23 protein-coding genes and 5 pseudogenes are annotated in these 25,862 nt (G+C 59.2%); 1 reads left to right on the forward strand and 27 read right to left on the reverse strand.

What is annotated here, in order from left to right; all coding sequences use genetic code 11:
- From fdxB (EN990_RS04115) to queC, 26 genes and pseudogenes are all read right to left on the reverse strand, one after another.
- Positions 1–294, reverse strand: a 294-nt coding sequence (gene fdxB / locus EN990_RS04115) for a ferredoxin III, nif-specific (protein ID WP_206518522.1), incomplete at its 3' end; no start/stop codon positions are given.
- Positions 291–494: a CCE_0567 family metalloprotein gene (locus EN990_RS04120; protein WP_063169367.1), complete on the reverse strand. Its 204-nt coding sequence runs from the start codon at positions 492–494 to the stop codon at positions 291–293. The genes EN990_RS04120 and fdxB (EN990_RS04115), both read right to left, overlap by 4 nt.
- 46 nt (positions 495–540) lie before the next feature.
- Positions 541–977 (reverse strand): annotated as a pseudogene (locus EN990_RS04125) (DUF269 domain-containing protein).
- A 324-nt stretch (positions 978–1,301) separates the two neighbouring features.
- A complete protein-coding gene (locus EN990_RS04130) occupies positions 1,302–2,459 on the reverse strand; it encodes a TlpA disulfide reductase family protein (RefSeq protein ID WP_063170386.1) in 1,158 nt (385 codons plus the stop codon).
- A 599-nt stretch (positions 2,460–3,058) separates the two neighbouring features.
- Positions 3,059–4,072 (reverse strand): 1-aminocyclopropane-1-carboxylate deaminase, encoded by a 1,014-nt coding sequence (locus EN990_RS04135; protein WP_024505903.1) that lies wholly within the window; start codon positions 4,070–4,072, stop codon positions 3,059–3,061.
- Positions 4,073–4,308: 236 nt separating this feature from the next.
- Positions 4,309–4,608, reverse strand: coding sequence for an exopolysaccharide production repressor protein (locus EN990_RS36775; protein WP_082826585.1), 300 nt, complete (start codon positions 4,606–4,608; stop codon positions 4,309–4,311).
- Positions 4,580–4,895, reverse strand: a pseudogene (fdxB, locus tag EN990_RS04145) (ferredoxin III, nif-specific). The gene EN990_RS36775 and the pseudogene fdxB (EN990_RS04145) overlap by 29 nt, the downstream one beginning before the upstream one ends.
- Positions 4,892–5,050: a CCE_0567 family metalloprotein gene (locus EN990_RS04150; protein WP_224571204.1), complete on the reverse strand. Its 159-nt coding sequence runs from the start codon at positions 5,048–5,050 to the stop codon at positions 4,892–4,894. Before EN990_RS04150 ends, fdxB (EN990_RS04145) begins: the two are co-directional and overlap by 4 nt.
- A 90-nt stretch (positions 5,051–5,140) precedes the next feature.
- The gene (locus tag EN990_RS04155) at positions 5,141–5,584 is read right to left on the reverse strand and encodes a DUF269 domain-containing protein (protein WP_224571203.1); all 444 of its coding nucleotides are present in this window, start codon (positions 5,582–5,584) and stop codon (positions 5,141–5,143) included.
- 320 nt (positions 5,585–5,904) lie between these two features.
- Positions 5,905–7,050 carry a TlpA disulfide reductase family protein gene (locus EN990_RS04160; RefSeq protein WP_063170388.1) on the reverse strand — a complete coding sequence of 382 codons (1,146 nt, stop codon included), beginning with the start codon at positions 7,048–7,050 and terminating at the stop codon, positions 5,905–5,907.
- Positions 7,051–7,322: 272 nt separating this feature from the next.
- Positions 7,323–7,700, reverse strand: a complete 378-nt coding sequence (locus EN990_RS04165; protein ID WP_024505270.1) for a hypothetical protein — start codon at positions 7,698–7,700, stop codon at positions 7,323–7,325.
- 13 nt (positions 7,701–7,713) lie between these two features.
- Positions 7,714–9,012 (reverse strand): SidA/IucD/PvdA family monooxygenase, encoded by a 1,299-nt coding sequence (locus tag EN990_RS04170; protein WP_063169368.1) that lies wholly within the window; start codon positions 9,010–9,012, stop codon positions 7,714–7,716.
- Between the two features lie 842 nt (positions 9,013–9,854).
- The gene (locus EN990_RS04175) at positions 9,855–10,727 is read right to left on the reverse strand and encodes a universal stress protein (protein WP_063169369.1); all 873 of its coding nucleotides are present in this window, start codon (positions 10,725–10,727) and stop codon (positions 9,855–9,857) included.
- A 95-nt stretch (positions 10,728–10,822) separates the two neighbouring features.
- Positions 10,823–11,638, reverse strand: coding sequence for a response regulator transcription factor (locus EN990_RS04180; RefSeq protein ID WP_063169370.1), 816 nt, complete (start codon positions 11,636–11,638; stop codon positions 10,823–10,825).
- Complete coding sequence (locus tag EN990_RS04185; protein ID WP_024505267.1) at positions 11,635–12,114, reverse strand: NifX-associated nitrogen fixation protein; 480 nt, start codon at positions 12,112–12,114, stop codon at positions 11,635–11,637. The genes EN990_RS04180 and EN990_RS04185 overlap by 4 nt, the downstream gene beginning before the upstream one ends.
- A gap of 16 nt (positions 12,115–12,130) precedes the next feature.
- Entirely contained in the window at positions 12,131–12,628 is a 498-nt protein-coding gene (gene nifX, locus EN990_RS04190; protein WP_063169371.1) for a nitrogen fixation protein NifX, read from the reverse strand.
- The gene (nifN, locus tag EN990_RS04195; protein WP_024505265.1) at positions 12,625–13,977 is read right to left on the reverse strand and encodes a nitrogenase iron-molybdenum cofactor biosynthesis protein NifN; all 1,353 of its coding nucleotides are present in this window, start codon (positions 13,975–13,977) and stop codon (positions 12,625–12,627) included. The genes nifX and nifN overlap by 4 nt, the downstream gene beginning before the upstream one ends.
- Before the next feature lie 8 nt (positions 13,978–13,985).
- On the reverse strand, positions 13,986–15,470 hold the full coding sequence (gene nifE / locus EN990_RS04200; protein WP_024505264.1) for a nitrogenase iron-molybdenum cofactor biosynthesis protein NifE: 1,485 nt from the start codon (positions 15,468–15,470) through the stop codon (positions 13,986–13,988).
- Positions 15,471–15,531: 61 nt separating this feature from the next.
- Positions 15,532–17,073, reverse strand: a complete 1,542-nt coding sequence (gene nifK, locus EN990_RS04205; RefSeq protein WP_024505263.1) for a nitrogenase molybdenum-iron protein subunit beta — start codon at positions 17,071–17,073, stop codon at positions 15,532–15,534.
- Positions 17,074–17,202: 129 nt separating this feature from the next.
- A complete protein-coding gene (gene nifD, locus EN990_RS04210) occupies positions 17,203–18,705 on the reverse strand; it encodes a nitrogenase molybdenum-iron protein alpha chain (protein WP_024505262.1) in 1,503 nt (500 codons plus the stop codon).
- Between the two features lie 87 nt (positions 18,706–18,792).
- A complete protein-coding gene (gene nifH / locus EN990_RS04215) occupies positions 18,793–19,686 on the reverse strand; it encodes a nitrogenase iron protein (protein WP_024505261.1) in 894 nt (297 codons plus the stop codon).
- 1,097 nt (positions 19,687–20,783) lie between these two features.
- Positions 20,784–20,980, reverse strand: a pseudogene (locus EN990_RS35995) (7-carboxy-7-deazaguanine synthase QueE); the annotation flags it as partial.
- Between the two features lie 160 nt (positions 20,981–21,140).
- Positions 21,141–21,893: a carbonic anhydrase gene (locus EN990_RS04230; RefSeq protein WP_063169372.1), complete on the reverse strand. Its 753-nt coding sequence runs from the start codon at positions 21,891–21,893 to the stop codon at positions 21,141–21,143.
- A 770-nt stretch (positions 21,894–22,663) separates the two neighbouring features.
- Complete coding sequence (gene queE, locus EN990_RS04235) at positions 22,664–23,389, reverse strand: 7-carboxy-7-deazaguanine synthase QueE (protein WP_164548811.1); 726 nt, start codon at positions 23,387–23,389, stop codon at positions 22,664–22,666.
- A gap of 5 nt (positions 23,390–23,394) precedes the next feature.
- Positions 23,395–23,751 (reverse strand): 6-carboxytetrahydropterin synthase QueD, encoded by a 357-nt coding sequence (queD, locus tag EN990_RS04240; protein ID WP_063169374.1) that lies wholly within the window; start codon positions 23,749–23,751, stop codon positions 23,395–23,397.
- Positions 23,751–24,449, reverse strand: a complete 699-nt coding sequence (gene queC / locus EN990_RS04245) for a 7-cyano-7-deazaguanine synthase QueC (protein ID WP_063170389.1) — start codon at positions 24,447–24,449, stop codon at positions 23,751–23,753. Before queC ends, queD begins: the two co-directional genes overlap by 1 nt.
- 369 nt (positions 24,450–24,818) lie before the next feature.
- Between queC and EN990_RS04250 the strand changes: the two are divergent.
- Positions 24,819–24,960: pseudogene (locus tag EN990_RS04250) on the forward strand (transposase); the annotation flags it as partial.
- On the opposite strand, the pseudogene EN990_RS04255 reads toward EN990_RS04250, so the two are convergent.
- A pseudogene (locus EN990_RS04255) lies at positions 24,955–25,862 on the reverse strand (IS3 family transposase); the annotation flags it as partial. The pseudogenes EN990_RS04250 and EN990_RS04255 overlap by 6 nt on opposite strands.

A 25,862-nucleotide genomic window follows, 5' to 3' on the forward strand; every position in this document is an offset into this window, starting at 1 on the left:
AACATGCGTCTGGCAGTTCTTGGGGCAGACGCGGCCGCAGGCTCCGCAGCCTATGCAGCGGCCGGCATCATCGACAACCATGATCATGCGATTGAGCTTGCCGTCGAAATCGTCGTCCTCGTCATCGCAGGGGCCGAGGATTTCACCCGCATCATCAACGCCGTGAAGATGCATGACATCGCGCGAGCAGACCTTGAAACAACGGCAGCAGCCGATGCAGGTCTTGCTATCGATGGAGGTCAGGTACGACGGCATCCAAATGGAGCCGTCACGGGTGGTGAATGTGCGCATCATCCTAAATTCTTCATTGAAGCGAGTTCTCTCTTGGCAACATCCAACTCGGCATAAACGGCTTGGGTTTTCTCGGCGACTTCCTGTATGTCGGCCCACTTGCCCGGCAGACCCTCGACAAGGTCCTGCAATGCCATCTTGGCAATAGCTGCACGCAACTGGAGCTTTCGGACTTTCTTCCTCATCTTATCTAGGTCTGACATAGATCCTTCCTGGAACAATGGTTTTGTTGATGCGCTCCATCTCGGGCTAGGCTTCAATGGCTGCAGTCGCATCGTCGACCAGTTTCGTACCGGCCTCAGCAAGTTTGCGGAAAGTCTCGAAGCCGAACCGGTGGACGTCTCGACAGAACGCCCAACCGCTGGAAGCCCGCAGGGGCTTCATTCCAATTATTGGCGACGTCGACACGCCGGAGCGCTCCTCGATCGCAAGCGCTACGGCGGTGTAAACATGTCGAGCCTCCACAGCGCGTCAGGATCGGGATCGCCGCCAAAGGGTACCGCACGTTGCTGTTGCTTGGTGATGATGAACTCGGCCAGCAGCTCGGCATCCGAATGGCCTTCCCATAAGCCGAAGGAATCCTGAGTACGAATGAGCCGCAGGAGGCATTTGACGAACGGGGAAGCAAGGGCCTCGTCGTCATTGTTGACAGCAGGGCCAACCGGAGGAATTTCGTTGTTCGTCATTTCAGTCTTCGTCTTCGAGGTACGATTTCCTTTTCCTGCGATGCCCACTCCGGGTCCGCTTGCGTGGCCGACGAATGGCTTGGGCGGGCCAACCCCAAGAGTGCCCCGTGGCCGACCTCGACATGTCCACGAGTGCGAGACCTGCGGCGCGAATTCGCGGCGCACATCGTCTGCGCCGCGATCCGACCGGTGGTCAACGCAATTGAAATCCAACCTTCCGCAAGCCGCCGCCCTGCTGCATCGACATACTTGCTGCGAAGAGAGCTTCGATGGGCGGATTGGCCAGTGTTCAATTCCAATTGTCAGTCCCTTCGCGATTCTTGCTCAGGAAGTGACTTCGTTTTGAGTTTCGGGTGCCTTCTTTTGCGGAGCCACACAAAGATCCGCGTGACAGGCAGGCTCACCCGTGTAGTTGGCCAGTGCTTCGAGCAATGGGGTAAGATAGTACTGTTTGGTGTGGTCCGGAATTGGCCCCAGCCGGTCCACCGATTTCAGTGCCACCTCGATCAACTCGATTGCGCGATCTTTGTTGCCGCTCTCGTAATAATACTGAGCTACCGGGAGGTACCGGAGGTATTTAAACGGGCCATCGCCGTTCGGGGGATTGAGTGCCAGTATCTGTTCCGAGAGCTCGTTGCCCATCGCAAAGCGCTCCGCGCGCGGAAGATGGGAATTGTCCATCGTGGGATCGAAGAGTTGGTTGAGGGCCAAGGCCATCCACGACACCGCGTCGGACGTTTTGTCGATCGCGTCCTCGACCAATTCTCGCATGACCGGCATGCCGGTCTTGATGTCGCGCAGCTTGTGAAGCAGAAGATCCGCATGAATCTGCCGGAACTCACAAGAGTCTGGCATCAAGGCGAGGCCTTCTTCGATGGCCAAGAGCGCCGCCGTCCAATCCTCGGCCTGCATCGCCGGCTCAAGTTTGGCGTATATCGGCCCGGTAAGCGACATTTCGCGCGCTGCAAGTTGGTTATGCGCGATGCGCTTTGCATCGGCGGCTTTCGCTTCATAGCTGCTGCGCCAGCTGCCGTTAAGGACTTTCGGCAAAACGTCATCGAGTTCCGCCGGGTGGCCGATAAAAGCGATGTGGCCGTCGCGGTCGACCACGAACGAGGTGGGAATCCCAATCGAAGAGCTGGGATCCATCCAGAGCTTGTTCATTTCGCCAATGTAATCGAACCCGATACGATAATTCAGATTCGGGAACTCCTCGGTCAGCCAGGCATCCACGTTGGTCCGCGCCTCGTCTGCGGTAGGACCCTGTTCGCAGGCGGCAACTCCGACCGCCTCAAATCCGCTGCCTTCATATTTCTCCTGCAGTTCGATCAAATGGGGCATGGCGTCGACACATGGTCCGCACCAAGTCGCCCAAAACTCAACGAGGTAGACCTTGCCGGGCCGAAAGTTCGTGAGGGGCTCGCCACGCAGCCAGTTCTCCACTTTGATCGCAGGAGCCGGGGACCCCATACGCAGTTCCATCTTGGTGTCCAAAGTCATTCCACACCTTTCGTCTCTTTTGTCGCGGAATATTTTCCAGTCAAAATCGGACACGGTCTCGAGGGCATCGCTCCCTCTGGCTTGCTTCAGCGAAGCTCTCACCGTGTTGCCGCACATCAAGCTGCAACGGAGGTGCCAATTCCCTCAGCTCCGGTAAGCGGCGGGAAATGCTTTGAAATTCTCCACGAGGCCAAATGCGGCCGATTGTCGTGAACCCGACATGTCTTCTGCCGCTGTCGGGTTTCGCCCTATCACTCTTGAGAGCTTGGACGGCTCGCCTGTGATTAGACTGGCCTCGGCCCTCGAGCAGTGGCAGTTTGGCGCCAGTTCGAAAGCGCGAACTCGCCGGCTTGGTCCTCGTGCCGCCACCGCCGCGTGTGGATTCTTGCCCCGGAGTCAAAATTCGCCTCGCGGTTGCCAACGGCGGCATGCGCTCAATGCGCGTGGCGTTGAGCACCGACAGCACGTAATGGTACCAATTAGTGGATGCCCGTCGCTGCCTCCACTTCTCCAGCCAAGCGCTCGAACGACGCTACCTACCCACGTTCGAGCGCGACCGCGGAATCGCAGACTGCCGAACGTCAGCCGTTGCGAAAGGTGTAGCCGTACCCGTTGATCGCCGGTGCGCCGCCTAGATGTGCGTAGAGGACCCTCGATCCCTGTGGAAAGAAGCCCCTCTGGACGAGGTCGATCATCCCTTGCATCGATTTGCCCTCGTAAACGGGGTCCGTAATCATGCCCTCGAGCCGCGCGCACAAACGGATTGCCTCTTTGGTTTCCTCCGATGGAACGCCATAACCCGGGTACGCGTAGTCCATGAACAACACCACGTCTGCCTCGACAATTTCCGCTCCGAGGTGGACGAGCTTCGCTGTATTTTGGGCGATGCCAAGCACCTGCGCCTTGGTCTTGGCGGGCATGGCGGAGGCATCGATACCGATCACGTTGCGCTGTCGACCATCCTTGGCGAACCCGACGAGCATGCCGCCGTGGGTTGAACCAGTCACCGTACAGACGACGATATAGTCGAAGGCAAACCCAAGCTGCTCTTCCTGGGCACGCACCTCCTCAGCGAACCCCACATAGCCCAGGCCGCCGTATTTGTGGACAGAGGCGCCGGCAGGTATCGCATATGGCCTGCCGCCCCTTGCCTTGACTTCATAAAGTGCCTTTTCCCAGCTGCGGCGGATGCCGATGTCAAAGCCCTCGTCAACCAGGCGCACCTCTGCCCCCATGATGCGGCTCAAGAGGATATTGCCGACCCGGTCGTAGACAGCATCATCATGTGGGACCCAGCTCTCCTGGACCAGGAGGCATTTCATGCCGATCTTGGCGGCGACCGCAGCGACCATGCGCGTATGGTTGGACTGCACGCCACCGATTGTGACGAGCGTATCGGCATCTGACGCGATCGCGTCGGGCACAATGTATTCGAGCTTGCGCAGCTTGTTTCCGCCGAACGCGAGACCGGAGTTGCAGTCCTCGCGTTTGACGTAGATTTCCACCTTGTCGCCCAGATGCTTGCCGAGGCGGTCGAGCCTCTCGATCGGCGTGGGTCCAAAGGTGAGCGGATAACGTTCGAATTTTTCCAGCATGCTATCTCCAGCAAAAAAGTACCTGAACCTGCTACGCACCGGTCAGCCCAGGGGTATGGTCGCGTGTTAGCCGAACACAGATTCCCTATACGATCAGCTCAGTCATCAGAGGGTGACCAAAATTGGTGTGGGTCTGAGCACTGATCCTGTCATCCGCGCATCAAAGCAGCAGCACATGCTGGGCATTCGACCAAGCCGGGACACAGCTGAAAATTGCATTCCGCAGTTGATCAGAGTCAGACGACTGGTACCCGAGCTTTCCTGTAACCATCGGCATGCTGGCCCCTGTGGCGAGTTCCACGAGCGCGGCTAGAGGACTGCCAGATCAGAAAGAGCACGCGGCCGAAGTAGCCGGCCTGAAGCAGCAGCGAACAGGCCAGCGTCGTGACGACTGCCACACGGAGCGAATCCAAAGCGAAGTAAACCATCGACGCATTGCTGCACAGGACCAGCCCCACGAGCCGACAAAAAGATGAAGTGCACGCCGCTCCCCTGGTTTTCGCCAGATCATGTTGCGAGCTCGTCGGCCGGAACATGCGTCTGGCAGTTCTTGGGGCAGACGCGGCCGCAGGCTCCGCAGCCTATGCAGCGGCCGGCATCATCGACAACCATGATCATGCGATTGAGCTTGCCGTCGAAATCGTCGTCCTCGTCATCGCAGGGGCGAGGATTTCACCCGCATCATCAACGCCGTGAAGATGCATGACATCGCGCGAGCAGACCTTGAAACAACGGCAGCAGCCGATGCAGATTTGCTATCGATGGAGGTCAGGTACGGCGGCATCCAAATGGAGCCGTCACGGGTGGTGAATGTGCGCATCATCCTAAATTCTTCATTGAAGCGAGTTCTCTCTTGGCAACATCCAACTCGGCATAAACGGCTTGGGTTTTCTCGGCGACTTCCTGTATGTCGGCCCACTTGCCCGGCAGACCCTCGACGAGGTCCTGCAATGCCATCTTGGCAATAGCTGCACGCAACTGGAGCTTTCAGACTTTTTTCCTCATCCTATCTAGGTCTGACATAGATCCTTCCTGGAACAATGGTTTCTTGATGCGCTCCATCTCGGGCTAGGCTTCAATGGCTGCAGTCGCATCGTCGACCAGTTTCGTACCGGCCTCAGCAAGTTTGCGGAAAGTCTCGAAGCCGAACCGGTGGACGTCTCGACAGAACGCCCAACCGCCGGAAGCCCCCACGGGTTTCATTTCTATTGTCGGCGACGTCGACACGCCGGAGCGCTCCTCGATCGCAAGCGCTACGGCGGTGTAAAACATGTCGAGCCTCCACAGCGCGTCAGGATCGGGATCGCCGCCAAAGGGTACCGCACGTTGCTGTTGCTTGGTGATGATGAACTCGGCCAGCAGCTCGGCATCCGAATGGCCTTCCCATAAGCCGAAGGAATCCTGAGTACGAATGAGCCGCAGGAGGCATTTGACGAACGGGGAAGCAAGGGCCTCGTCGTCCCCGTGGACAGCAGGGCCAACCGGTTCATGAGGAATTTCGCTTTTCCCCAATTTCAGTACTCCTCTTGAAGGACGATCTCTTTTTCTGCGATGTGTGGTTCGGGCGCTTGCGTGGGCGGGGAATGGCTTGGGCGAGCCGATCCCACGCAACAGTGTCCCGTGGCCGACCTCGAGCACGTCCACCAATGCGAGACCTTTCACCGCGGCGCGAACGCCTGCGCCGCGGTTCGACCCGAGGTAAACGCAATGGAAATTCCACCTGCCGCAAGCCGCGCACTTTTGCGGCATCGACGTTATTGCTGCGAAGTGCGCCTGGGCGGGCGGATTTGCCGGTGTTCAATTCCAATTGTCATGCCCTTCGCGATCCTTGCTCAGGAAGTGACAGCGTTTTGAGTTTCGGAAGTCTTGTTTTGCGGAGCCACACAGAGACCCGCGTGACAGGCAGGCTCACCCGTGTAGTTGGCCAGGGCTTGGAGCAACGAGGTGAGGTAGCGCTGTTTGGTTTGGTCCGGCACTGGCTCCGAATGGTCCAGCGATTTGATTGCCACCTCGATCAACTCGATCGCCCGGTCCTTGTTGCCGCTCTCGTAATAATACTGAGCGACCGGAAAGTAACACCCGAATTTAAAGTCTCCATCGCCTTGCGGAGGATTAAGTTCCAGGATCTGTTCGGAGAGCTCCTTGCCCATCGCAAAGCGATCATCATGCGGAAGATGGGAGTTGTCGATCGTGGGATGGAAGAGTTGGTTCAGCGCCATCACCACCCAAGACATCGCTTCGAACTTTTTGTTGATCGCGTCCTCGACCAATTCGCGCATAAGCGGCAAGCCGGTTTTGATGTCGCGCAGCTTGTGAAGCAGAATATCCGCATGAACCCGCCGAAAATCAAAAGAGTCTGGCATCACGGCGAGGCCTTCTTCGATGGCCAATAGTGCCGCTGCCCAATCCTCGTCCTGCATCGCCGGCCCAAGTTTGGCGTATATCGGCTGACTCAGCGACGATTCGCGCACACGCGAGATTCGCTTTGCATCGACGGCTTTCGCTTCATAGCTGCTGCGCCAGCTGCCGTTAAGGACTTTCGGCAAAACGTCATCGAGAGGTGCCGGGTGGCCGATATAAGCGATGTGGCCGTCGCGGTCGACCACGAACGAGGTGGGAATCCCGAACGAAGAGCTGGGTTCCAGCCAGAGCTTTTTCATTTCGCCAGTGCAATCGAACGCTGTCCGATAATTCAGATTCGGGAACTTCTCGGTCAGCCAGGCATCCACGTTGGTCCGCGCTTCGTCCGCGGTTGCAGCCTTTTCGCAAGCTGCGACTCCGATAATCTCAAATCCGCTGTCTTTATATTTCTCCTGCAGTTCGATCAAATGGGGCATGGCGTGGACACATGGTCGGCACCAAGTCGCCCAAAATTCAACGAGGTAGACCTTGCCGGGCCGAAGGCTCGTGAGGGGCTCGCCACGCAGCCAGTTCTCCACTTTCAGCGCAGGAGCCGGGGACCCCATACGCAGTTCCATCTTGGTGTCCAAAGTCATTCCACACCTTTCGTCTCTTTTGTCGCGGAATATTTTCCAGTCAAAATCGGACACGGTCTCGAGGGCATTGCTCCCTCTCGCTTGCTTCAGCGGAGCTCTCACCGTGTTGCCGCACATCAAGCACGGCAAAGGGCATGCCAACCCTTCTTAGCTTCGGCAAGCGCCGGTACCGCCTTGAATAAGCGAGCCCTAACACGGCCAGCTGACGTTAACCTGAATGTCGGCTTTCGACGGCTCACCTTAGCGGCTGCCGTTTAGGAAGGTGAGAGTTTGGCTGGCCCGCTGGCGATAAGACCGGCTTCGGCGTCCTGGAGTAGTCGCACTTCGGCGATGGGGTCGAAAGTGCGGGAGAGGCTCGGTACCCTTGCAGCCACCGCCGCATGTGGCCCGGCGTCATAATTCGCGTCGCGGTTGCCAACGGCGGCGTTGGGCTCGATCCACGTGGCGTTGAGCCCGACAGCACGTAAAGCTGCATCGTGATTGAATGCCCTTTGCTGTTTCACGCCAAGCAGGAGTCGCGCGACGCTACCTTGCTCAAGCGCGAGCAGAGCGATCTGACGCCGTAGGAATATTGCTCGTCCCGCTTTTGCCGCCAGAGGCGGAAATCTTTCCTGAATGCCACCGCCGATCATCAATATCGACGAATCATATCCCGCTGCCCATTTGTTCGACTCCGAGGTCGGGCCAGCACTCCGTCAAGGGACGGTTGATGAACCCTAGATGCTCGGGATTGGCGCATGGCGCGCGCCGCAGAAGGCTGTCAAGGATGCGGCGCGCTCGCCAGGCCAGCAGCCCAAAGTTCGGATCAGCCAGCCCGCGCTGTCCAAGGCAGGCGTTCTGAACGAAAAGGCGTCGGTCTCGCGGTCCGTCCCAGTACACCGAAAAATCCTCGCCGATGGCGAGCTCATTGCCGATCTGTTCGAGGCGATCTGCGATCGGTTCTAGGAAACCCGGCAGCGGTTTCTCGTACCCGGTGGCCAGGATGACGATATCGGCGGTTACTTCTCCGATGTTGTCCAAGCCGCGTTGCAGCGTGAGCCTGTGCCCTGCTCCGGCATTGATGCAGCGCGACACGTTGCAACTTGGCCGCAATGTGATCTCGCATTGGTGTGGCTCGAGAAAGGCGTGGTGGTAGAGCGCCTGATAGACCGCGCGCAACTTGCTTTCTGAAATGCCCTCGGAGGCAAGCGCGAAACGCCGCAGGAACAGCTGTCGATGCACCTCGCTCATCGCAGCAAAACGATCCGAGAAGCATGGCGTGAACAGCCCGTTTGTGAACGCGTGGTCGTCGAAAGGCATCTCGCGCGTCAAGACCCATGTGATCGCCGCGGGCCGCCGTTCTTTCGGCCGGCCGACAAGGTGCAGTAGCAGCTCGGCTCCCGACTGTCCGCCGCCAACAACGCAGACATGCTTTTTTTGCACCTCAGGATTGATGTGGGCCAACTCAGATGAGTGGAACAGGTTGGGTCCAGTCCAGCCATGAAACTGAGGCGGAATTTGCGCCTGCTTGCCTATGTCGATGACGAGGTTTCTTGCATCAAGGACCGCGTTGTCCGTCCGCACGCGAAACTCGCCGTCAAAGCGGATTTCGCGAACGGCCTCGCCGCCACGGACAAGCGGATTCTTCTGGAACGCCCAGTTGAGATATTGGGCGAACTCGGCTCTAAGCACCCCGTGAAATTGCGCATTGAGGAAATTGTAAAGACGCCCGTTCTCGTGGAGGTAGTTTACGAATGTGTAGGCTGATCGCGGATTGACCAGAGTAACCAGATCCTGGAAGTGGCCGACCTGGAGCTCCGCGCAATCGAAAGCGCTGCCTGGATGTCCTCGGAAATCGACCTCCCGGTCCAGGAACAGTGCCCCTTGCGCAATCTCTTCCTGTATCTGACACGCAAGGCTCAAATTAGATGGTCCAGCACCCACACCAATACAAAAGAGGTCCACTTATCCTTACTCCTCTAGGAGTGTTTTCCAACTCAGCGGCATGTTGACGTCGATTGCCGGGCATTGAGCAATGCGAACCTCACAGGCATGCTTGAGCCGCGGTCCCGACTGAGAGGACAGCAAAAGCGTGTGCCGCCTTCCAGGTCTTGGGCTCAATGTCGGCGGCATCGACAGCGGCGCGGCGTGATCCGAACCCAAGAGCAGAAGGAAAGTGTGTGATGCTGTCGCGCGGCTCTTCCGGATCTTACGGCGGCTTCTAGCGCCGGCCTCCACCCCAGGAGTGGCTGTTTCCCTGCCACGACGGAAGCGGCTCTTTCTTTCGAGGGGCGTAACCATGGATAACGGCTCTTAATGCTTTCGGAGACTCCCATGCATGCGGCGTGCCGGATAAAGACCTGTCAAACCAACGAGTTCGCGCAGTTCCAGCTCGTCTGGAATCCGACATTGTCGCACGCCCGACGATCGGGCAGGGGAAGCTCCGCGGCAGCGGCCCTTGCACACCGCAGGCTGACAGGGACAGCCGCCGATTTGACGCGCGTCCGGGTACTGATAAGGGGCCTTCCAACAGGGTTCGCGCACGAGGCGGGGTCTCCTGGTACACCCGCCCTGTGGCTTGGCTGCGGTCTGCTGCAGCCGTTCGTCTTTACTGCCCGTTGCGGACGATCTCGCACGAGTTGGTTCACGAGAGCGTCGTGAAGCAGTCGAGGCGTCCGGTTTGGCTCTGACAAGCGTCGCAAGATGTTCGCGGATCCAGCCATGTCTCCGCAATCCGACCGGTAACCGACGACGACTTCGGACTGGTTGGCGGTCCTACGACCTGATCGGTGTTCCTACGGAGCTGATCAGCGAGCCAAAAACAGCGGCAATGTGGTCTTCCCAAAGCTCCAGCTCGGCGGACCGCCGAAAATCCGCTCACGCAGCCCACGGCTGCCATAAGCACCCATAACCATCATGTCAGCACAGATGTCGTTCGCGTGCTGGGTCAGCACTGTGCCCGCCGATTTGCCGGCGCTCTTAAGCAGGTCAACGGAGACCCGAGCACCGTGCCGAGTAAGATAGGCAGCGATGTCAGCTCCAGACTGCGCGCCTTTCCCGTTGTTTTGCGCCTTTGGATCGACCATAGCGACACAGACTTCCTTGGCAGCGGATAGGATACTAAGAGCTTCCCGAACCGCACGCGAGGCCTCTACACGCGAATCCCAGCCGACCAGCACGCGTCGAGGCGACAGCGTCGCCTTAACGCCCTTCGGCACGATGAGCACCGGCTTTCCGCTATCGAACAAGCAGCCGTTGACAACAGGAGGTCCGAGAGTCTCATCGTTGAGGAGGTCTCCTCCAACGATCGTCAGGTCAGCGCAGAGCGCCCGCTGTCGTGCCACTTCACCGAGGCTAGCCGGATCGCAATAGTCGGTGTCAACGTCACAGGAAAGCGACATAGCTTTCAGCCTTTTGAGGATATCCGCGGACCGTCTTTCCATTCTGGTCACGTCCTGTGAAAATTTCTCGATTTGCTGAAATCGATAGTTCGGTACTGCAATTGCCTGTGCACGTCCTGTATTCCATTCGGGGGGCGGAGACGACATCAAGAGCAATGGAGGCGGTATAATGAGTACCGATAGGTGCGCGCCGACCTCGGCACACAGTCCGGCAGCTGTTGTGAGGTCCTCATCAGAATGATCAGCACCCGTCACACTGAATATGCTTTTAAATTCCATTTGCCTGCTTCTCCTGGTCTTCGTTAGGAGCGCCTCAAAGCGGCAACACCGCTCTCAGGAGGAAGAGAGAGCGGCACCACGTTCGATCACCGATTTCAGTCGTCCGGCTTCTCGAGCGAGTAGCCGGCCGACCTGACGGTGCGAATGACGCTGCCGGGCAAGGCCGTTTTCAGCGCCCTCCTGATTCGGCTGATATGGACATCGACGGTGCGTGCACCGACATGAATGTTGGGCAGCCAGGCCGCCCCGATAAGCTCGTCCCGGCTGAAGACCTTGCCGGGGGCCTCAATCATAAGCCGCAGCACGTTGAAATCGATCCGTCCGAGATGGATGTCGTGGCCATTACCGCGAACCCGATGGGCATCGAGCTTCATCTCCAGGCCTCCACAACAAATCCAACTGTCGTTTTCAACCCCGTTCGGACCACGCTTGGTCAGCCCGAGCCTCGCCCGCAGGCAGTCGAGCAGCTTGGCCGGAGCCACCGGCCGCACAAAGCTCTCAACGCCTGCCTTCAAGAGATCGAGGTGCTGGTGCTCGGCGCCAGGCGCGATCAGGGCGATGATAGGCAGGTCGGTGGTGCGCGGTTCCCGCTTGAGGTGGGCGCAAATTGCGGACCCGTTTATGCTGGCTGGGTCGCAATCCAGCACTACGGCCTGAAGCTCCCGTTGTTCGGCCAAGGCCAGCGCAGCCTTCGCGCCGTCTGCCGTCTCACTGCTGAAACCGTCAACCTCCAGTATGTGGCTGTAGAGCAGATAGAACTCGGCATCTTGCGAGCAGATCAGGACCAGCGGCTTCTTCATCGGCGATACCCCAACAACCTGGTCGGCCTCGAGTCCCTGGATCGAGGGGACTGGCCAACATAGTTTCTCGGGTCCGTCATGATGGCCTTTCTCGAAAATCGCGCCCATCATGCCAGCGCCACGTGGGGAAAGGTTTCGATGACTGAAATCGCATCGTCGACCAGCTTCGTACCGGCCGTGGCGAGCTTCAGGAGCGTCTCGAAGCCAAACCGGTGGACATCGCGCAGCGTTTTGGACAAAACGACCAGCCGTCCGGTCGTGAAAAGCACCCGACCAAAACCCTCATGGCTCACCTGGATCATCGGCGATGCCATAAGGCCGCAGCGCTCCTCGATCGCAAGCCCGATGGCGGCGTAGTACTTGTCGAGCCTCCACAGCACGTCGGGATCGGGATCTCCGATGATTGGGATCCCTCGGCGCTGTTCCTTGGTAATGATGAAGTCGCCCAGCAGCTCAGCGTCCGCTTTGCGTTCCCACGAGCCATAGGAATCCTGAGAACGGATCAGCCGCACGAGGCATTTGACGAACGGGGTGCAAAGAGCCGCCTCGTCTTCGGCGACAGCTGGGGGGATTGCGGGGTCAGGCATTGGCGTCCTCCTCTTTTCAGTCCTCGTCCTCGAAGGACGGTTTCTTTTCGGCAATGCCCGCTCGCGCCAGCACCTTGCGCAGCCAAGGCGGAGGACACGTCCTGAGCATCATCTGCGTGCGCAAGAGCACCTGTGGGATCGATTGGGGCTCCGCCACTTTGATCGGGTGGATTTTTGCCGCGACAAGCTTGGCTGCCGAAGGGCCGCCAATTGCCAGACAAAACAGGATCTGACAGCCCTTGAGCGCATCCACCTTTGGCGTGATGCGATCATCGCGCTCGGCCCGATGCTCCCCGCTTTCATCGGACACGTCATCGAAGGCCACGGCTTCTACGAGATTCCATTCCTCGCGCGTCACGTCGTAGACAGCAAAGCGCCTGGCCGACCCGAAATGGGCGTTGAGGTCCTGCATGTCCTGAGTGGCGATCGCAACGCGCAATGCGCCCTTACGTCGTTCAGGCATCGGGGCGAAAACCTCACTACTGACCAGCGAGAGGCGGCGAACAGCGTTCATCGTGATATTTCTCGATTACGGAGTGGATCAAGCGCCTCAGGAGTGGGCGCGTGTTGGTTGGCCTGGAAGATGCTGGCGACCTCGAAGATCATGTCGCGGGTGCCCTGATAGAGAATTGCGAGCTTGTGCTGGCTGCCTAGTCGATCGAAGACCGGGAACCCGATGCGCATGAGCGGAATTCGGAGCCGCTCCGATGCTTGGCGCCCGTGCGAATGCGTGACAAGCAGGTCAGCACCGACGGCAAGACTTTCCAGATCGCCGAGATCGCCGATCTGAACCGAAACCGCCGGGACTTTCTCGAGAATTTTAGACCTGTCGGTCGTTGTGACGGCCGCGGCTATCTCGGAGCCGAGGCCAGCAAAGAAGGTCGCAAGTTGGAACAGCTGGTCTGGTTCGGCAGCGATGGCAATTTTCTTGCCGCCGAAATGGAAATGTCCGTCGAGCATCGCGTCCTGCAATTGCGCCCGGCGCCGGCGCACGCGGGCCGGTACCGCCGCGCCCGAAATCGCAGACAGCAGCGACACGAAGCGGTCCGTGTCCTGCAGCCCAGTCAGTGACTGGAACAACACGTAAGGCACGCCGGTCAACCCGTGCAGCGCTTTCGCCGGGCGGCGCATGTGCTCACCGATGGCGATGCATTGCATGGCCGTGCCCAACTCGCGAATGTCTTCGACGCTGGTGCCGCCGTATGTGGTCGCTACCCAGCGGTCAGGAACCGTACCGTCGAGCGAGCCTGAAATGTCGGGCAGAATAACCGGCTTGAGCCCAAAGCTTTCAACCATGTCACGCATATGCTCGATGTCGGCGACAGTGAGGTTGCATCCGGGCAGGATCGCGATCTTCTTCGGCTGCCGCGCACGTTCGCCCGAGCCTGTAATCCCTTTGATCATTGCGGTGACTGCCTTGGCCCAGCCCTCTTCGATCGCGCCGTCAAAATCCGGCGTGTTGGCCAGCACGACCTCCGTACCCGCAAGCTCTTGCGTGTGCTTCAGCTTGATGTTCGCAATATCACTCGCGCAATCTTCGCCACGCGTCTCCACCAGCGCGGTCGTGCACACCCCGATCAGCTTTGGCTTCGTGCGGTTCTTGAGGTTGAGGATGGCTTCTTCAAGATGGTCGGCAGCGCCGAGGATGGTCGCCACCTCATCCATCGCTGTTGTCTGCAATGGAATCGTTTCTTTGAAGTGCCGTACGAAGAGCACGAGCGCGAAGCTTGTGCATCCCTGGCTGCCGTGGAACAGCGGCATCGCGCCGTCGACCCCAAGAAAGGCAAAGGCGGCACCCAGCGGCTGCGACGACTTCAGCGGGTTCACCGCCGCGGATTTGGTCTGGGGAAGGATGCGGGCCATCGGTCGCCTCAACACTCGCTGAACTCGTGTGCCGTCGCGCCGGCGAATTCATCGAACAGGTGCCCGGACTCCTTCTTCGTGCATGGCAGTTCGTCTTTTAGATCAGGCTGGCAATCCCACGGGGCCGGCTGGCGCACCTGAGACCAGACCGGATTGTGAATGGCGAGGTCGATCTGGCGTACGAGTTCCACCATGCCGGCATAGCCGGCATAAGGGTGCTGGCGCTCCTGGTTGATATCGAGCCAGGGCGTCTTGGCCTTGAGCGCAATGAATTGCGTGCGACCGCCCGACAGCATGATATCGGCCCTGTGTTCAGAGAGCATGGCGTACAGCTCGCGCGCAGCCATGTATTCGAACATATGCTTGTCGTGCTTGAGAACTTGTTTGATGCGCTCCTTGTCCTGCACCGTAGATTTCTTGACCGAGGTGCCGACGATCTCGATTCCGATCTCCATCAGCGCACGGACAACCGACCAGGACTTCACACCGCCTGTGTTGAGCAGCACGCGCTTGCCTTGGAGCCTTTGCCGGTAGGATTCGAGTTTCTTCCACGCGATCGCCTCCTGCTGCGCGATCAGCGTCTCCGTGCGCTCGAGGATCTCCGGATCGGCGCCCTTCCTCACCAGCAGCCTGACAAGGTTGCGAAGAGCTTGCGATGTGTCGGAGATGCCATAGAAGGAGCCCTCGAAGAACGGGATGTCCCAGCGCTCCTCCATCTTGCGGGCAAGACTGATCAGCGCGGTCGAGCACACGATCATTGCCGCCCGGGCGCGGTGCGCGGAAGCAATGTCGCGGTAACGCGCATCGCCGGGAATGCAGGCGCGCACCCGGATGCCGAGCCGATCGAGGAGCGGCTTTACAAGCCAGAATTCGCCCGAGAGGTTGAATTCGCCAAGGATGTTGATGTCGTAGGGCCCGGGGTCGTCGGGTTCGACCGTGCCGATGACATGATCGAGCAACGCCTCGGCGGCGAGCTTGTTGCCGAGGTTCTTGGAGCCTGCCAGGCCAGGCGCATTGATCGGCACCACGGCCAAACCGAACTTTTCCGTGGCGCGTTTGCACACGGCCTCGATGTCGTCACCGATCAGCGCCGTTACGCAAGTTGAGTAGACGAAGATCGCCGGCGGCGCGTATGTGTGCTTGATCTCGCGGATCGCCTTGAAGAGTTTCCGCTCGCCCTGCCCCATCACCAGGTCGAGTTCGGTGAGGTCGGTCGTGAAGCTTGTCCGCCACAAGGTCGGCCCTGACGAAACCGCACCACGGTTGTCCCAAGAATTGCCCTCGCAGGCGAGCGGCGCATGGACCAGATGCGCAACGTCGGTGATCGGCTGCAGGACGATCTTGGCTCCGTCAAAGGCGCAGCCGCCGGCTGCCGCCCCTGGTGTCAGCGACTTCGAGCAGCCCTCCTTGCGCGCCTTGGCATCTTTGCCACGGTTCTTATCGCAGGCGGGCTCATCGAAGGCGTCCTTGATTTTGGCGCTGAGGGAGGACATCGCTCAGCCTCCCCAGTCCATTGGGCAAGGAATGGCCTCGGCGAAAAGCCGGCCACGGCTCTTAGCGCGTGAGGTCATAGGAATAATCCGTCACACCCGTCTCGCTCGTCTCGCGATCGAGTTTGTCGAAGATCTTGTCGAGGATCGTCGTCAGCACGCGCAACGCGCCCTGGTAGCCAAAGAGCGCAAAGCGGTGATGATGGTGCCGATCGAAGATCGGAAACATCAGCCGGATCAGCGGCGTTCCGGTGTCGCGCTCCAGGTACTTGCCGTAGGAATTGCCGATCAAAAGGTCCACCGGCTCGGTAAAGAGCAGCGAGCGCAGCGCCCACAGGTCCTTGCCCGCCCAAACCTGGGCAGCCTTGCCGAAAGGCGAGGATGCTAGCAGCTTCTTCAAATCGGCTTCCCATGCCGAGGTGCCATTGGTGGCGAGGCAATGGGTTGGCTCGCCGCCGGTCTCCATGACAAAGCGGGCCATTGCGTGAACGAAGTCGGGATCACCGTAGATGGCGTATTTCTTACCATGCAGCCAGGATTGGCTGTCCGCCATGGCGTCTACCAGTCGGCCGCGCTCGAGGCGAATTGCCTCGGGAATCTCCTTGCCGGAAATCGCCGCGACCTCCATCAGGAATTCGTCCGTCGCCTGAACGCCGAGCGGATAGTGGAACGAGGCCGTCGCCTGCCCGACCTCCTCGCAATAGCCCAGTGTCTTTCGGGTGTTGTGATGCTGCAGCGAAAGCGTTGCCTCGGCGTTGAGGGCCTTCTTCACCTCGTTGATCTTCGTGCCCCCGTCATACATGCGGTATTCACCGTCCGAAGGCGTATCGAACTGGTCAGAGGCATCCTGGATCAATGTATAGGACACGCCCATTACATCGAGCAGGCGCTTGAGCTCCCGGTTGTTGCCGACGCAGAAGCCGTCGAAGCCCGGAATGATGTTGATGGTTCCTTCGATTTGCGTACGCTCCTGACCTTTCCAGAAGTGCTCCAAAATGCCTTTGACCATGTTGTCATAGCCGTCGACATGACTGCCAACGAAGGCCGGGGTGTGGGCAAAGGGCACGTCGAAGTCGCGCGGGACTGAATCTTCGTCCTTGGCGTTCTGGATGAAGCTGTGCAGGTCGTCGCCAATGACCTCTGCCATACAGGTCGTCGACACGGCAATCATCTTGGGGTCGTAGAGCTGGTAGGTGTTGGCGAGCCCGTCGACCATGTTCTTCAGGCCGCCAAACACCGCCGCATCCTCGGTCATTGAGGAGGAGACCGCCGCGGCAGGCTCCTTGAAATGGCGCGACAGGTGCGAGCGGTAATAGGCGACGCAACCTTGGCTGCCGTGGACGAAGGACATGGTTCGCTCGAAGCCGGCGGCAGCGAATACCGCACCCAGCGGCTGGCAGGCCTTGGCCGGGTTCACGACAAGCGCTTTGCGGGCGAGGTTCTTTTCGCGGTATTCCCACGTCTGGGTGAAATCGCGCTGATCGGAAACGATTTCATCGGGGTGCGGACATTCGAAGTTTAGCTTCTTCTCAGCGAGCATCTTTCTGTATTCCGGCTCGCGGAACAGGGGAGCGTGATCGAGAATTTTTTCAGCCGACTGCGGCATGATGATTACCTCTTTTGCATCTGGCTGCGCGGGACGGCAGCTCAGGACGTCAAGACGTTCCAGGCTCCGGCGGATCAGAGGCCGCGGGAGTTCACCGTCTCAGTGGGAGACTGGGGCTGAAGCAAATGTTTATTCGGCAGCCATCGCCCGCTCATCGCCCCGGCTTCTTTTCCAAGGCGCGTGGAATAGGTCCCAGACCGGGTTGTTAATGGCGAGATCCACATCACGTGCGAAAATGGCAAAGCCGTCGTAGCCGTGATACGGGCCTGAATAATCCCAGGAATGCATCTGGCGGAACGGTATGCCCATCTTCTGCACCGGGTATTTTTCTTTGATTCCCGAGCCGACCAGATTTGGGCGAATCCCTTCGATGAATTTCTCCAACTCATAGCCGGTCACGTCATCGTAGATCAGCGTGCCGTTCTTCACGTAGTGGCCGGTGCGCTGATAGTCGTCGCTGTGGGCGAATTCATAGCCGGTGCCCACGATGACCATGCCGAGGTCCTCGTAGGCCGTGACGACGTGGCGGGGGCGCAGGCCGCCGACATAGAGCATCACGGTATTTCCTTCCAGGCGCGACAGGTACTTGGCGATGACCGCATCAACAAGCGGCCTGTACTTGGCAATGACCTTTTCGGTCTTCTCCTCGATTTCCGGCCCAAAATGCTTGGCTATGTTGCGCAGAGAGGCTTCGATCTGGGAGGGACCGAAGAAATTGTACTCCATCCAGGCGACGCCATACTTTTCCTCCATATGCCGACAGATGTAATTCATCGACCGGTAGCAGTGGATAAGATTGAGCTTAGCCTTCGGGGCGCGCTCGATCTCTGCGAGTGTGGCGTCACCCGACCAGTTGCCAACCACGCGCAGCCCTATCTCCTCAAGCAGTATGCGCGAGGCCCAGGCATCGCCGCCGATATTGTAGTCGCCGATGACGTTGACGTCGTAGGGGCCGGCCTCGAACTTGACATCCTTTTTGTCGAAGACCCAATCCCGGATTGCATCATTGGCGATGTGGTGGCCAAGCGACTGCGAGACGCCGCGGAAGCCCTCGCAGCGTACCGGCACGATCGTCTTGTCATACTCCTTGGTCTTTTTGCGAGAAACGGCCTCGGTGTCATCGCCAATCAGGCCGATAGGGCATTCGGACTGCACGGTGATGCCGTTGTTGAGCGGAAACAAGACTTCAATCTCGTCAATGATCTGTTCCAGCTTCTTGTCGCCGCCGAAGACGATGTCCTTCTCCTGGAAATCGGAGGTGAACTGCATTGTCCCGAACGTGTCGACGCCCGTTGTACCGACGTAGTAGTTGCGGCGCTGCGACCAAGAATATTGGCCGCAGCCGACCGGGCCGTGCGAGATATGGACCATATCCTTGACTGGCCCCCACACCACGCCTTTCGAACCAGCATATGCACAGCCGCGAATCGTCATCACCCCGGGAATGGACTTGATGTTCGATTTGACGTCGCATTCGGAAAGGACCTCGCTTTCCCCGCCAGCCTCGTTGCCGCTCTTTGCGACGTTGAGGTGCTTCTTGCGGCGCTTCGCCGCCTTGTCGGGATAATGCGACAGCACCTCTTCGATAAGCTTCGCATGAAGAGCACCGTCATTCTCGTATTCCCGGCTCATGAGTCCCCCTTTCAAGGTTGGGTGACGCCTCAAAGAATAGGCGCCGTTCTCTGCAAGGCGCGCCGATTCATGGCAGCGCTAATGTCACTACTGGGCCGCCGCCTTCGCCGCTTCCTTGGAGTGAAGCTCGGCAAGCATCTGCTCGTCGGTCTTCATGATGCCGAAGTCGAGCAGCATCTCCTCCAGCTCCTCCATGGTGATCGGCGTCGGGATCGTACCCTGGCCCGAATTGGCGTGGATCTTCTCGGCCAGAGCGCGGTATTCCCCTGCCTGCTTTGAGTCCGGCGCGTACTGGATCACCGACATCTTCCTGAGTTCGGCATGTTGGACGATGTTGTCGCGGGGCACGAAGTGGATGAGCTTGGAATTCAATCGGCCAGCCAGTGCTTCGGCCAGATCGAGTTCGCGGTCGGTTTGACGTTCATTGCAGATCAGCCCGCCCAGCCGCACACCGCCCGAATGGGCATATTTGAGGATGCCCTTGGCGATGTTGTTGGCGGCATAGAGCGCCATCATCTCGCCGGACATGACGATATAGATCTCCTGGGCCTTGCCTTCGCGGATCGGCATGGCGAAGCCGCCGCATACCACGTCGCCGAGGACGTCATAGGAGACATAATCGACATCGTCATAAGCGCCATTCTCCTCGAGGAAATTGATCGAGGTGATGACGCCGCGGCCGGCGCAACCGACACCCGGCTCGGGGCCGCCGGACTCCACGCACTTGATGCCTCTGTAGCCCACCTTGAGCACGTCCTGGAGTTCGAGGTCTTCCACCGAGCCTTCCTGTGCGGCGAGATCCAGGACGGTATCCTGAGCTTTCGAATTCAGGATCAAGCGTGTGGAATCGGCTTTGGGGTCGCATCCTACGATGAGGATTCTCTGCCCGAGGTCGACAAGGGCAGCGAGCGTATTTTGGGACGTGGTGGACTTGCCGATGCCGCCTTTTCCGTAAAAGGCGATCTGACGCAGACCTGACATAATAGCTTTCCTTCCTTCGTTCTAATTATCGCGACTGCCCGCGACACAAGTGCCGATAGGCAGCTCGTGCCGCCTCACACCAAGCATCGCAAAAAGCGTACCAGCGTGATCGGCCGATCCCAGAAGAAACTTTGTCATTAAATTCCAGCCGCTTAGACGGCGGCAAAACGCGCGAACGGGCCTTTCAGGCGTCTGTCACGGACACGACAAAGCCGACACAGATTGTCGTGCGCCATCCAAACCGCCGTGTGTCGAGCTCGAAGCGGGAGAATGGGGAAGTTAGCCCAAAGCTGATGGCGAGACCATCGGAAGACATCGGCTCTTGTCTTTCCAGCCTGCCATTGATCGGGCGGTCGCTGGATGAGCAGGAGCCTGGGGCTTGACCGCGGCGCGGGTAGTTCAGGCAGGCTTACAGAGCGGGAACGCCGGCGGCCGATAGACATCCGCGCTTAACCTTTCATAGCCCGTCTACAAGTTGGTTCCGCCGACGCGCTATATGGAAGCCAAATAATTCAGTAGCTTAGCCGAGAGCATTGATTTTTTCAGAAAGATACGTGTTATACGCGTATGAACCGCCGAACCCATGGTCGGCGCCCTCATGCGCGTGAGACCCCGTTGTGGGCGAGGCTCGCGACTGGCTGCACGATCCTAGCCGGCCTGCTTGCCATTGAGTTTGGTCCCGCCGCGGTAGGCTGCGGCATCAAGGGCAACATCAGCTACAACACTGGCAAGAAGATTATCACGTTCTTGGACAGGAATCTTACTGGGAGACACGCATCAACCTATTGAAGGGCGAGCGGTGGTTTTGTTCAGAGGAAGCTGCACGAAAGGCGGGCGGGCGGGCTTCGAGAGGTTAGTGTCGCGGCAGCTTGCAGATCTGCCCACGGGGCCGCCACGATCGCAAAGTGTGTACAAAAGCGCCCTCTCTGCCGAACTGAACAGTGCTCACGGCCATAGCCTCGGATGAGCCCGACTGGCTTGACCTCTGCATGATGAGAGCAGCTTTTACACCAGGTGCGCAGCACATGTCTTTAACGAACGCATCGTCTTCAAGAATATAGAGAGCAATTCGGAAAACCGAGTAGTTGGCGGCGAAGCTAGGAGAAGGTATACACTACCCTCTTGTTACCCCAGAGTAGAACGTGCAGCTGCGGCAAGACGCGGGCTTCGAACCACCTGTCGCTGGTCACCTTTTCTACCAGCGGTTCCATGCGCATCATATTCCGTCGGACTCGACAGAGACGTCTTCATTACCACGGCGGGGCGGCGTGTGATTGCCGGGTTGCAGACAAACCTCGCCGCGACGTATTTGGGACGAGTGGTGTCGGCACCGAATCCCTATCATTTAGACTAGCCAGCTTGGGGAGCGCCGTCAGACCGCCAGACCGGAAGAGGAGGCTTCGCGCCAACTTGTGCCAAGAATGTTGGACCGTGCGGAACCGCTGGGGCGGCGCTCAACTCTGGCGCAGGATGAAGCGTCGATTGGGTGAATGAATAGGGCGCGCGTTCGACGGGTAGAGTGAGGCAAATCGCTGGATGTCTGCCGGATCAACGTCAACCGGTTCCATCGCCACCATCCACTCGACGTTTTCGGTGCACGGCGGCGTCGTCAGTGAGCCCTCATAAGTCCAATAGCCAAGCGAGGCTGGCAGAAGCCAGTTGGGATTCACCTCGTCGATCGTCACCTCCCCATTCGGCAGTTCGGGAAAGGCCGCAGCAAGGGCAGCAAAGCTGGCATTTGTCGCGCCGGGCGTTAAAAAGACGCCCAGCACGCCCAGAGTACCACTTTGCGTGTCCTTGTGAACGAAATGCACCTCCATCGGGAAGCTCTTGCCCGCCACGTGATGTTCGCTTGGCGCATGGAAATGGAACTGTACCAGTTCGTAGACACGATCGCCGCGGGTCAGCGTGCTGCCTTGTGGCATATTGATTTGAATGGTGTGGCCGTTGTTCACCATATTGCCGCCGCCCTTGTGCCAGCCGATGGCGATATGCGGGATATCCGCCTTGACCGCGCTGTTGATATTGATCGGCGATTGCTGCGTGCCGGCAGAGCATACGAAATTTTCCTTATCCAGATCAGCCCAGTGCTCCGGTCCGACCGGACCGGTGTACCCCCAATGGGCACTGGTCGCTTGGGCGGCTTGAACGCAAATCCGGCATGCGCCGAGCGCAACCAACCCTTTGATCAGGTGACGACGATACATATTACTTTTGCTCCTCTTGCGAACTGATGTTGGTGGCTGCCCTAATGGACGCGTGATGGCCAATCGGCGCGGCCAGTATTGTCCTTTGCAACTGATAGATGCCCGCACGCCTTGGCGTGCTTTCATAAGTGCGGCTGCCGTTTCTCGGCTGGCCGGCTTCTGCAGCCCGCAACGGGGGCAGTTTCAACCAGCTAAACGATAAAAAATTTTAGCAGACCAGCGCTTGACCCCCGCCGCAAAGGCACAGGCGAAGGTGATCACTGCGCGGCTGCCGTTCGCGCCGGAGGCCGCATCGCTATACTTTACACTCGCTGCCCAAGGAGACGCAGGCGACCCCAATACGTTTTCATCGCTACTCCCGACGCAGCCGACCCACGCCACGAAAACGTTGCTATATTTCACGTTGGGCCAATGAGGAAATCGATCTTCTTTATGGAAGGCATTTGCGCAATGGATGCATTCCCATGCTGACAGTCGTGCGTCAGGCCGGACAATGAGATACATCGATAAGAGCTGGACAAGGATGAGGGGATGACGTGCTTGCGACGGAGCAGGTGGGGCGAGAAGGCCAGTTCTTGCGGATTTCAACTTTGCGTGACGACAGCTCATCGGAGTCAAGGTGACACACGCCGGCAGCGGGGTGTCCGGGCGGTTTCCAGCCGCACAATCGCGAGACCGCTGACGCGAACAAAGCTCGGCTGTACTCGGCACGCGAAGAGAGCCTGCCAAGCCGTTGGAGCCCGGCCTTCCGGTGCGACGCAAGCCACAGACTAGACCGCCCTCTTGTTACCCCAAAGCAGAACGTGCAGCTGCGGCAACACGCGGGCTTCGAACCACCTGTCGCTAGTCACCCTTTCGACAAGCCATTCCATTCGCATCATTATTCCGTCCAAGTCGACAGAGGCGTCTTCACTGCCAGGGAGCGGCGGCGTGTGATTGCCGGGTTGCAGATAGATCGGAAGGTGCGGATATCTCGCCGCGACTTCTTTGGCGTAGGCATAGTCACTCTCGTCGAAAACGACGAGCTTGAGCACGATTTGCGGCTTCTCTTGCGCCGCTTCGAGGCATGCATCAAACGCAGCCCAACGGGTCGTCATCTCGCTGGACGGCGGCTTTGGGCTAAGGGTCAGCACGTCAAGATCCGCAAACCACTCCCTCACCACGGAACCCTGCGTTTCCAGTGCAAAACGATAGCCCTCGCGATGGCCTCGTTCTATGAGGGGACCGAACGGCTGAATGGCCGGGTTGCCGCCTGACAAGGAGACCATAACCGGCCTGCCGCCGGAAAGCGCATGGACGGTTTGCCACACGGCATCGATCGGCATCGGTAGCCATTCATGGCGATACTGATTGTCCACCGCGTGAAGGCTGTCGCACCATGAACAGCGATAATCACATCCGCCGGTTCTGATGAACACCGTCGGCAAGCCGATGAGCACGCCCTCGCCCTGGATAGTCGGCCCGAATATCTCGCTCACACGGATTGCGGGATGCATGTCGGTCACGGACGGTATTCCGCCCAAGTTTTCGGTGTTTCGCTAACGCGCACGGCCGCGGTCTGCGGCAGACGTGCCTTGCACCATTCATAGAAATGTCTGGCCAGGCATTCCGCCGTGACCTTCTCATGTCCCAGCACGTCGTTGAGGTGCCGATGGTCGAAGCTCTCGTCAATGTAGCGTTTGAGCGGCGCCAGATCGTGATAGTCGCGCACGAAGCCGTGGGCGTCCAGTTCCTTGGCCGACAGCTCCACTACGACGACATAGTTATGCCCGTGCAGGCGCGCGCATTGATGGTTGGGAGGCAAGGAGGTGAGCTGATGCGAGGCCGAGAAGTGGAATTCCTTGCTGATGTGGAACATTACGCGCGCCTCCTGCGCAGCGCCTCAAGCCAGAAATCGGCGTCCTCGTAGTCGGTGGGATCAGCGTGCCCGGCGAGATGGAACGCTTCGCGCCGCTCGACGCAGGTCCCGCATCGTCCGCAGTGACGCACGCCGCCCTTGTAACAGGACCAGGTCTCAGCAAACGGGGTGCCGTATCTTGCGCCATCCGCAACAATGTCAGCTTTTCCGAGATTCACATACGGTGCATAGAGGCGTATCTGCGCATAGCCGTCGAGCGCGCGGTCTTGCATTGTCTGGAAAGCTTCAATGAAGGCCGGACGGCAATCGGGATAGATGAAATGGTCCCCACCATGCACGGCCGCCGCCACCGCTTCGGCGCTGTGGGCGGCGGCGAGACCGAAGGCGATTGCCAACATGATGGCATTGCGGTTCGGCACCACCGTAATCTTCATCGTGTCTTCGGCGTAGTGGCCGTCCGGCACGTCGATACTGCTAGTCAGCGCTGAGCCGGAAAGGCCACGGCCAATTTCGCCGATGTCGATGATCTGGTGCGGGACCTTCAGTCGCTGCGCGCAAAGAGCGGCGAAGCCCAATTCCTTCCTGTGCCGTTGGCCATAGTCGAAAGATAGAAGGCCGGTGAGTTCGTGCTCCGCTGCCACCATGTGAGCAAGGGAAACGGAGTCCAATCCGCCAGAGCAGACGGCGAGAGTCTTCATCATTGGTATCCTTGTTTTGACCGGGTAAGGCTGCGACCGGAGATTTCTCTGCGCCCCCACTACTCCAGCGACTCAGTTTTGTGAACCGGGAGAATTTGCGCTCAGCCCGATTGGAACGGGAGTGCGTCGCGTCCAACACGCGTGATCAATAAAAGTTGAGCGCTTCAGCAGTTTGTTTCGCATCGCGCCAACTTTCGCAACCTGCTGTCCGATCGTCGACTTCGAGACAAGGTGATGTTCGGCCGACATCGGCTGACTCTTAATTAAGCCGCAGAACACATGTTGGCTTTCTGGCCTTCGCTTGTGCGGTTGGCGAGGGCGACATGGATGCCAGCAAATTTGACATTGGCGACATCCGCCTGGAGAACCCTGCGCGGCGCGATTGAGGCCGCAGGCGAGCCTGCTCTAACTGCCGCCCTACAGTCCCGACTTCAATCCGATTGAGAACGCCTTCGCCCAACCTAAGGCGCTGCTGCGAGCAAAGGCCGAGATAACCATCAAGGCTCTATGGGACTGACGTTGCCCCAGCAGTTTTGAGTTCGTTTCCGGCGTGGGTTGTGCCCTGCTGGGCGGGTGAAGCGACGGGCGCTGGCGCGGAGCCTTTGGCATAGCGCAGCGCGAGCGACCGTCGCGGATTGAAGGTGCTGGCGAACTTGGCCGGGGTCTGCCAGGGGGGAGTGCGGCCGCGCGGTGTTGTAGTCGGCGTGCCACAGGGCGATGGCTACGCGCGCCTGAGCCAGCGAGGTGAACAGCGTCTCGTTGAGCAGTTCATCGCGCAGTCGGCCGTTGAAGCTCTCGATGAAGCCATTCTGCATCGGCTTGCCGGGCGCAATGTAATGCCATTCGACGCGGTTCTGATCCGCCCAGGAGAGGATGGCGTTCGAGGTGAACTCGCTGCCATTGTCGCTGACGATCATCCTGGGCCGGCCCCGCTCGGTGATGAGCCGTCCAATTCGCGGGCAACCCGCATGCCCGAGAGAGACGTATCAACGATGAGTGCGAGGCACTCTCTCGTGCAGTCGTCGACGACGGCCAGGATGCGGAAGCGGCGCCCGTCGGTGAGCTGGTCCGATACGAAGTCGAGCGACCAGCGCTCGTCGGGCCTCAGCGGCACCAGCATCGGCGCCCTGGTCCCGATCGCCCGCTTGCGGCCGCCACGGCGGCGACGGCGAGCTTCTCCTCCCGATAGAGCCGGAACAGCTTCTTGTGGTTCACGACCAGGCCCTCCCGCCTCAGCATCACGAGAAGACGCCGGTAGCCGAACCGGCGACGCTCCTGCGCGATCGGCCTTCATCCGCTCGCGAACCTCGCGGTCGTCCGGCCTGCTGGTCTGGTAGCGAACCGTCATGCGGCAACAGCCGATGGCTTTACACGCCCGCCGTTCGCTCATCCCGAAGCCTTCCTTCAGGCGAG

Origin of the sequence: Mesorhizobium sp. M7A.F.Ca.US.005.03.1.1 (assembly GCF_003997975.1) — a bacterium.
In the GTDB taxonomy this organism is placed as follows: Bacteria; Pseudomonadota; Alphaproteobacteria; order Rhizobiales; family Rhizobiaceae; genus Mesorhizobium; species Mesorhizobium ciceri.

Excerpts from the sequence above, each read along its gene's own strand:
- EN990_RS04120 (WP_063169367.1), bottom strand. The coding sequence starts at position 494 with ATGTCAGACCTAGATAAGATGAGGAAGAAAGTCCGAAAGCTCCAGTTG.
- EN990_RS04130 (WP_063170386.1), bottom strand. The coding sequence starts at position 2,459 with ATGGAACTGCGTATGGGGTCCCCGGCTCCTGCGATCAAAGTGGAGAAC.
- EN990_RS04135 (WP_024505903.1), bottom strand. The coding sequence starts at position 4,072 with ATGCTGGAAAAATTCGAACGTTATCCGCTCACCTTTGGACCCACGCCG.
- EN990_RS36775 (WP_082826585.1), bottom strand. The coding sequence starts at position 4,608 with ATGTTCCGGCCGACGAGCTCGCAACATGATCTGGCGAAAACCAGGGGA.
- EN990_RS04160 (WP_063170388.1), bottom strand. The coding sequence starts at position 7,050 with ATGGAACTGCGTATGGGGTCCCCGGCTCCTGCGCTGAAAGTGGAGAAC.
- EN990_RS04165 (WP_024505270.1), bottom strand. The coding sequence starts at position 7,700 with ATGATCGGCGGTGGCATTCAGGAAAGATTTCCGCCTCTGGCGGCAAAA.
- EN990_RS04175 (WP_063169369.1), bottom strand. The coding sequence starts at position 10,727 with ATGGAATTTAAAAGCATATTCAGTGTGACGGGTGCTGATCATTCTGAT.
- EN990_RS04180 (WP_063169370.1), bottom strand. The coding sequence starts at position 11,638 with ATGATGGGCGCGATTTTCGAGAAAGGCCATCATGACGGACCCGAGAAA.
- EN990_RS04185 (WP_024505267.1), bottom strand. The coding sequence starts at position 12,114 with ATGCCTGACCCCGCAATCCCCCCAGCTGTCGCCGAAGACGAGGCGGCT.
- nifX (WP_063169371.1), bottom strand. The coding sequence starts at position 12,628 with ATGAACGCTGTTCGCCGCCTCTCGCTGGTCAGTAGTGAGGTTTTCGCC.
- nifN (WP_024505265.1), bottom strand. The coding sequence starts at position 13,977 with ATGGCCCGCATCCTTCCCCAGACCAAATCCGCGGCGGTGAACCCGCTG.
- nifE (WP_024505264.1), bottom strand. The coding sequence starts at position 15,470 with ATGTCCTCCCTCAGCGCCAAAATCAAGGACGCCTTCGATGAGCCCGCC.
- nifK (WP_024505263.1), bottom strand. The coding sequence starts at position 17,073 with ATGCCGCAGTCGGCTGAAAAAATTCTCGATCACGCTCCCCTGTTCCGC.
- nifD (WP_024505262.1), bottom strand. The coding sequence starts at position 18,705 with ATGAGCCGGGAATACGAGAATGACGGTGCTCTTCATGCGAAGCTTATC.
- nifH (WP_024505261.1), bottom strand. The coding sequence starts at position 19,686 with ATGTCAGGTCTGCGTCAGATCGCCTTTTACGGAAAAGGCGGCATCGGC.
- EN990_RS04230 (WP_063169372.1), bottom strand. The coding sequence starts at position 21,893 with ATGTATCGTCGTCACCTGATCAAAGGGTTGGTTGCGCTCGGCGCATGC.
- queE (WP_164548811.1), bottom strand. The coding sequence starts at position 23,389 with ATGCATCCCGCAATCCGTGTGAGCGAGATATTCGGGCCGACTATCCAG.
- queD (WP_063169374.1), bottom strand. The coding sequence starts at position 23,751 with ATGTTCCACATCAGCAAGGAATTCCACTTCTCGGCCTCGCATCAGCTC.
- queC (WP_063170389.1), bottom strand. The coding sequence starts at position 24,449 with ATGAAGACTCTCGCCGTCTGCTCTGGCGGATTGGACTCCGTTTCCCTT.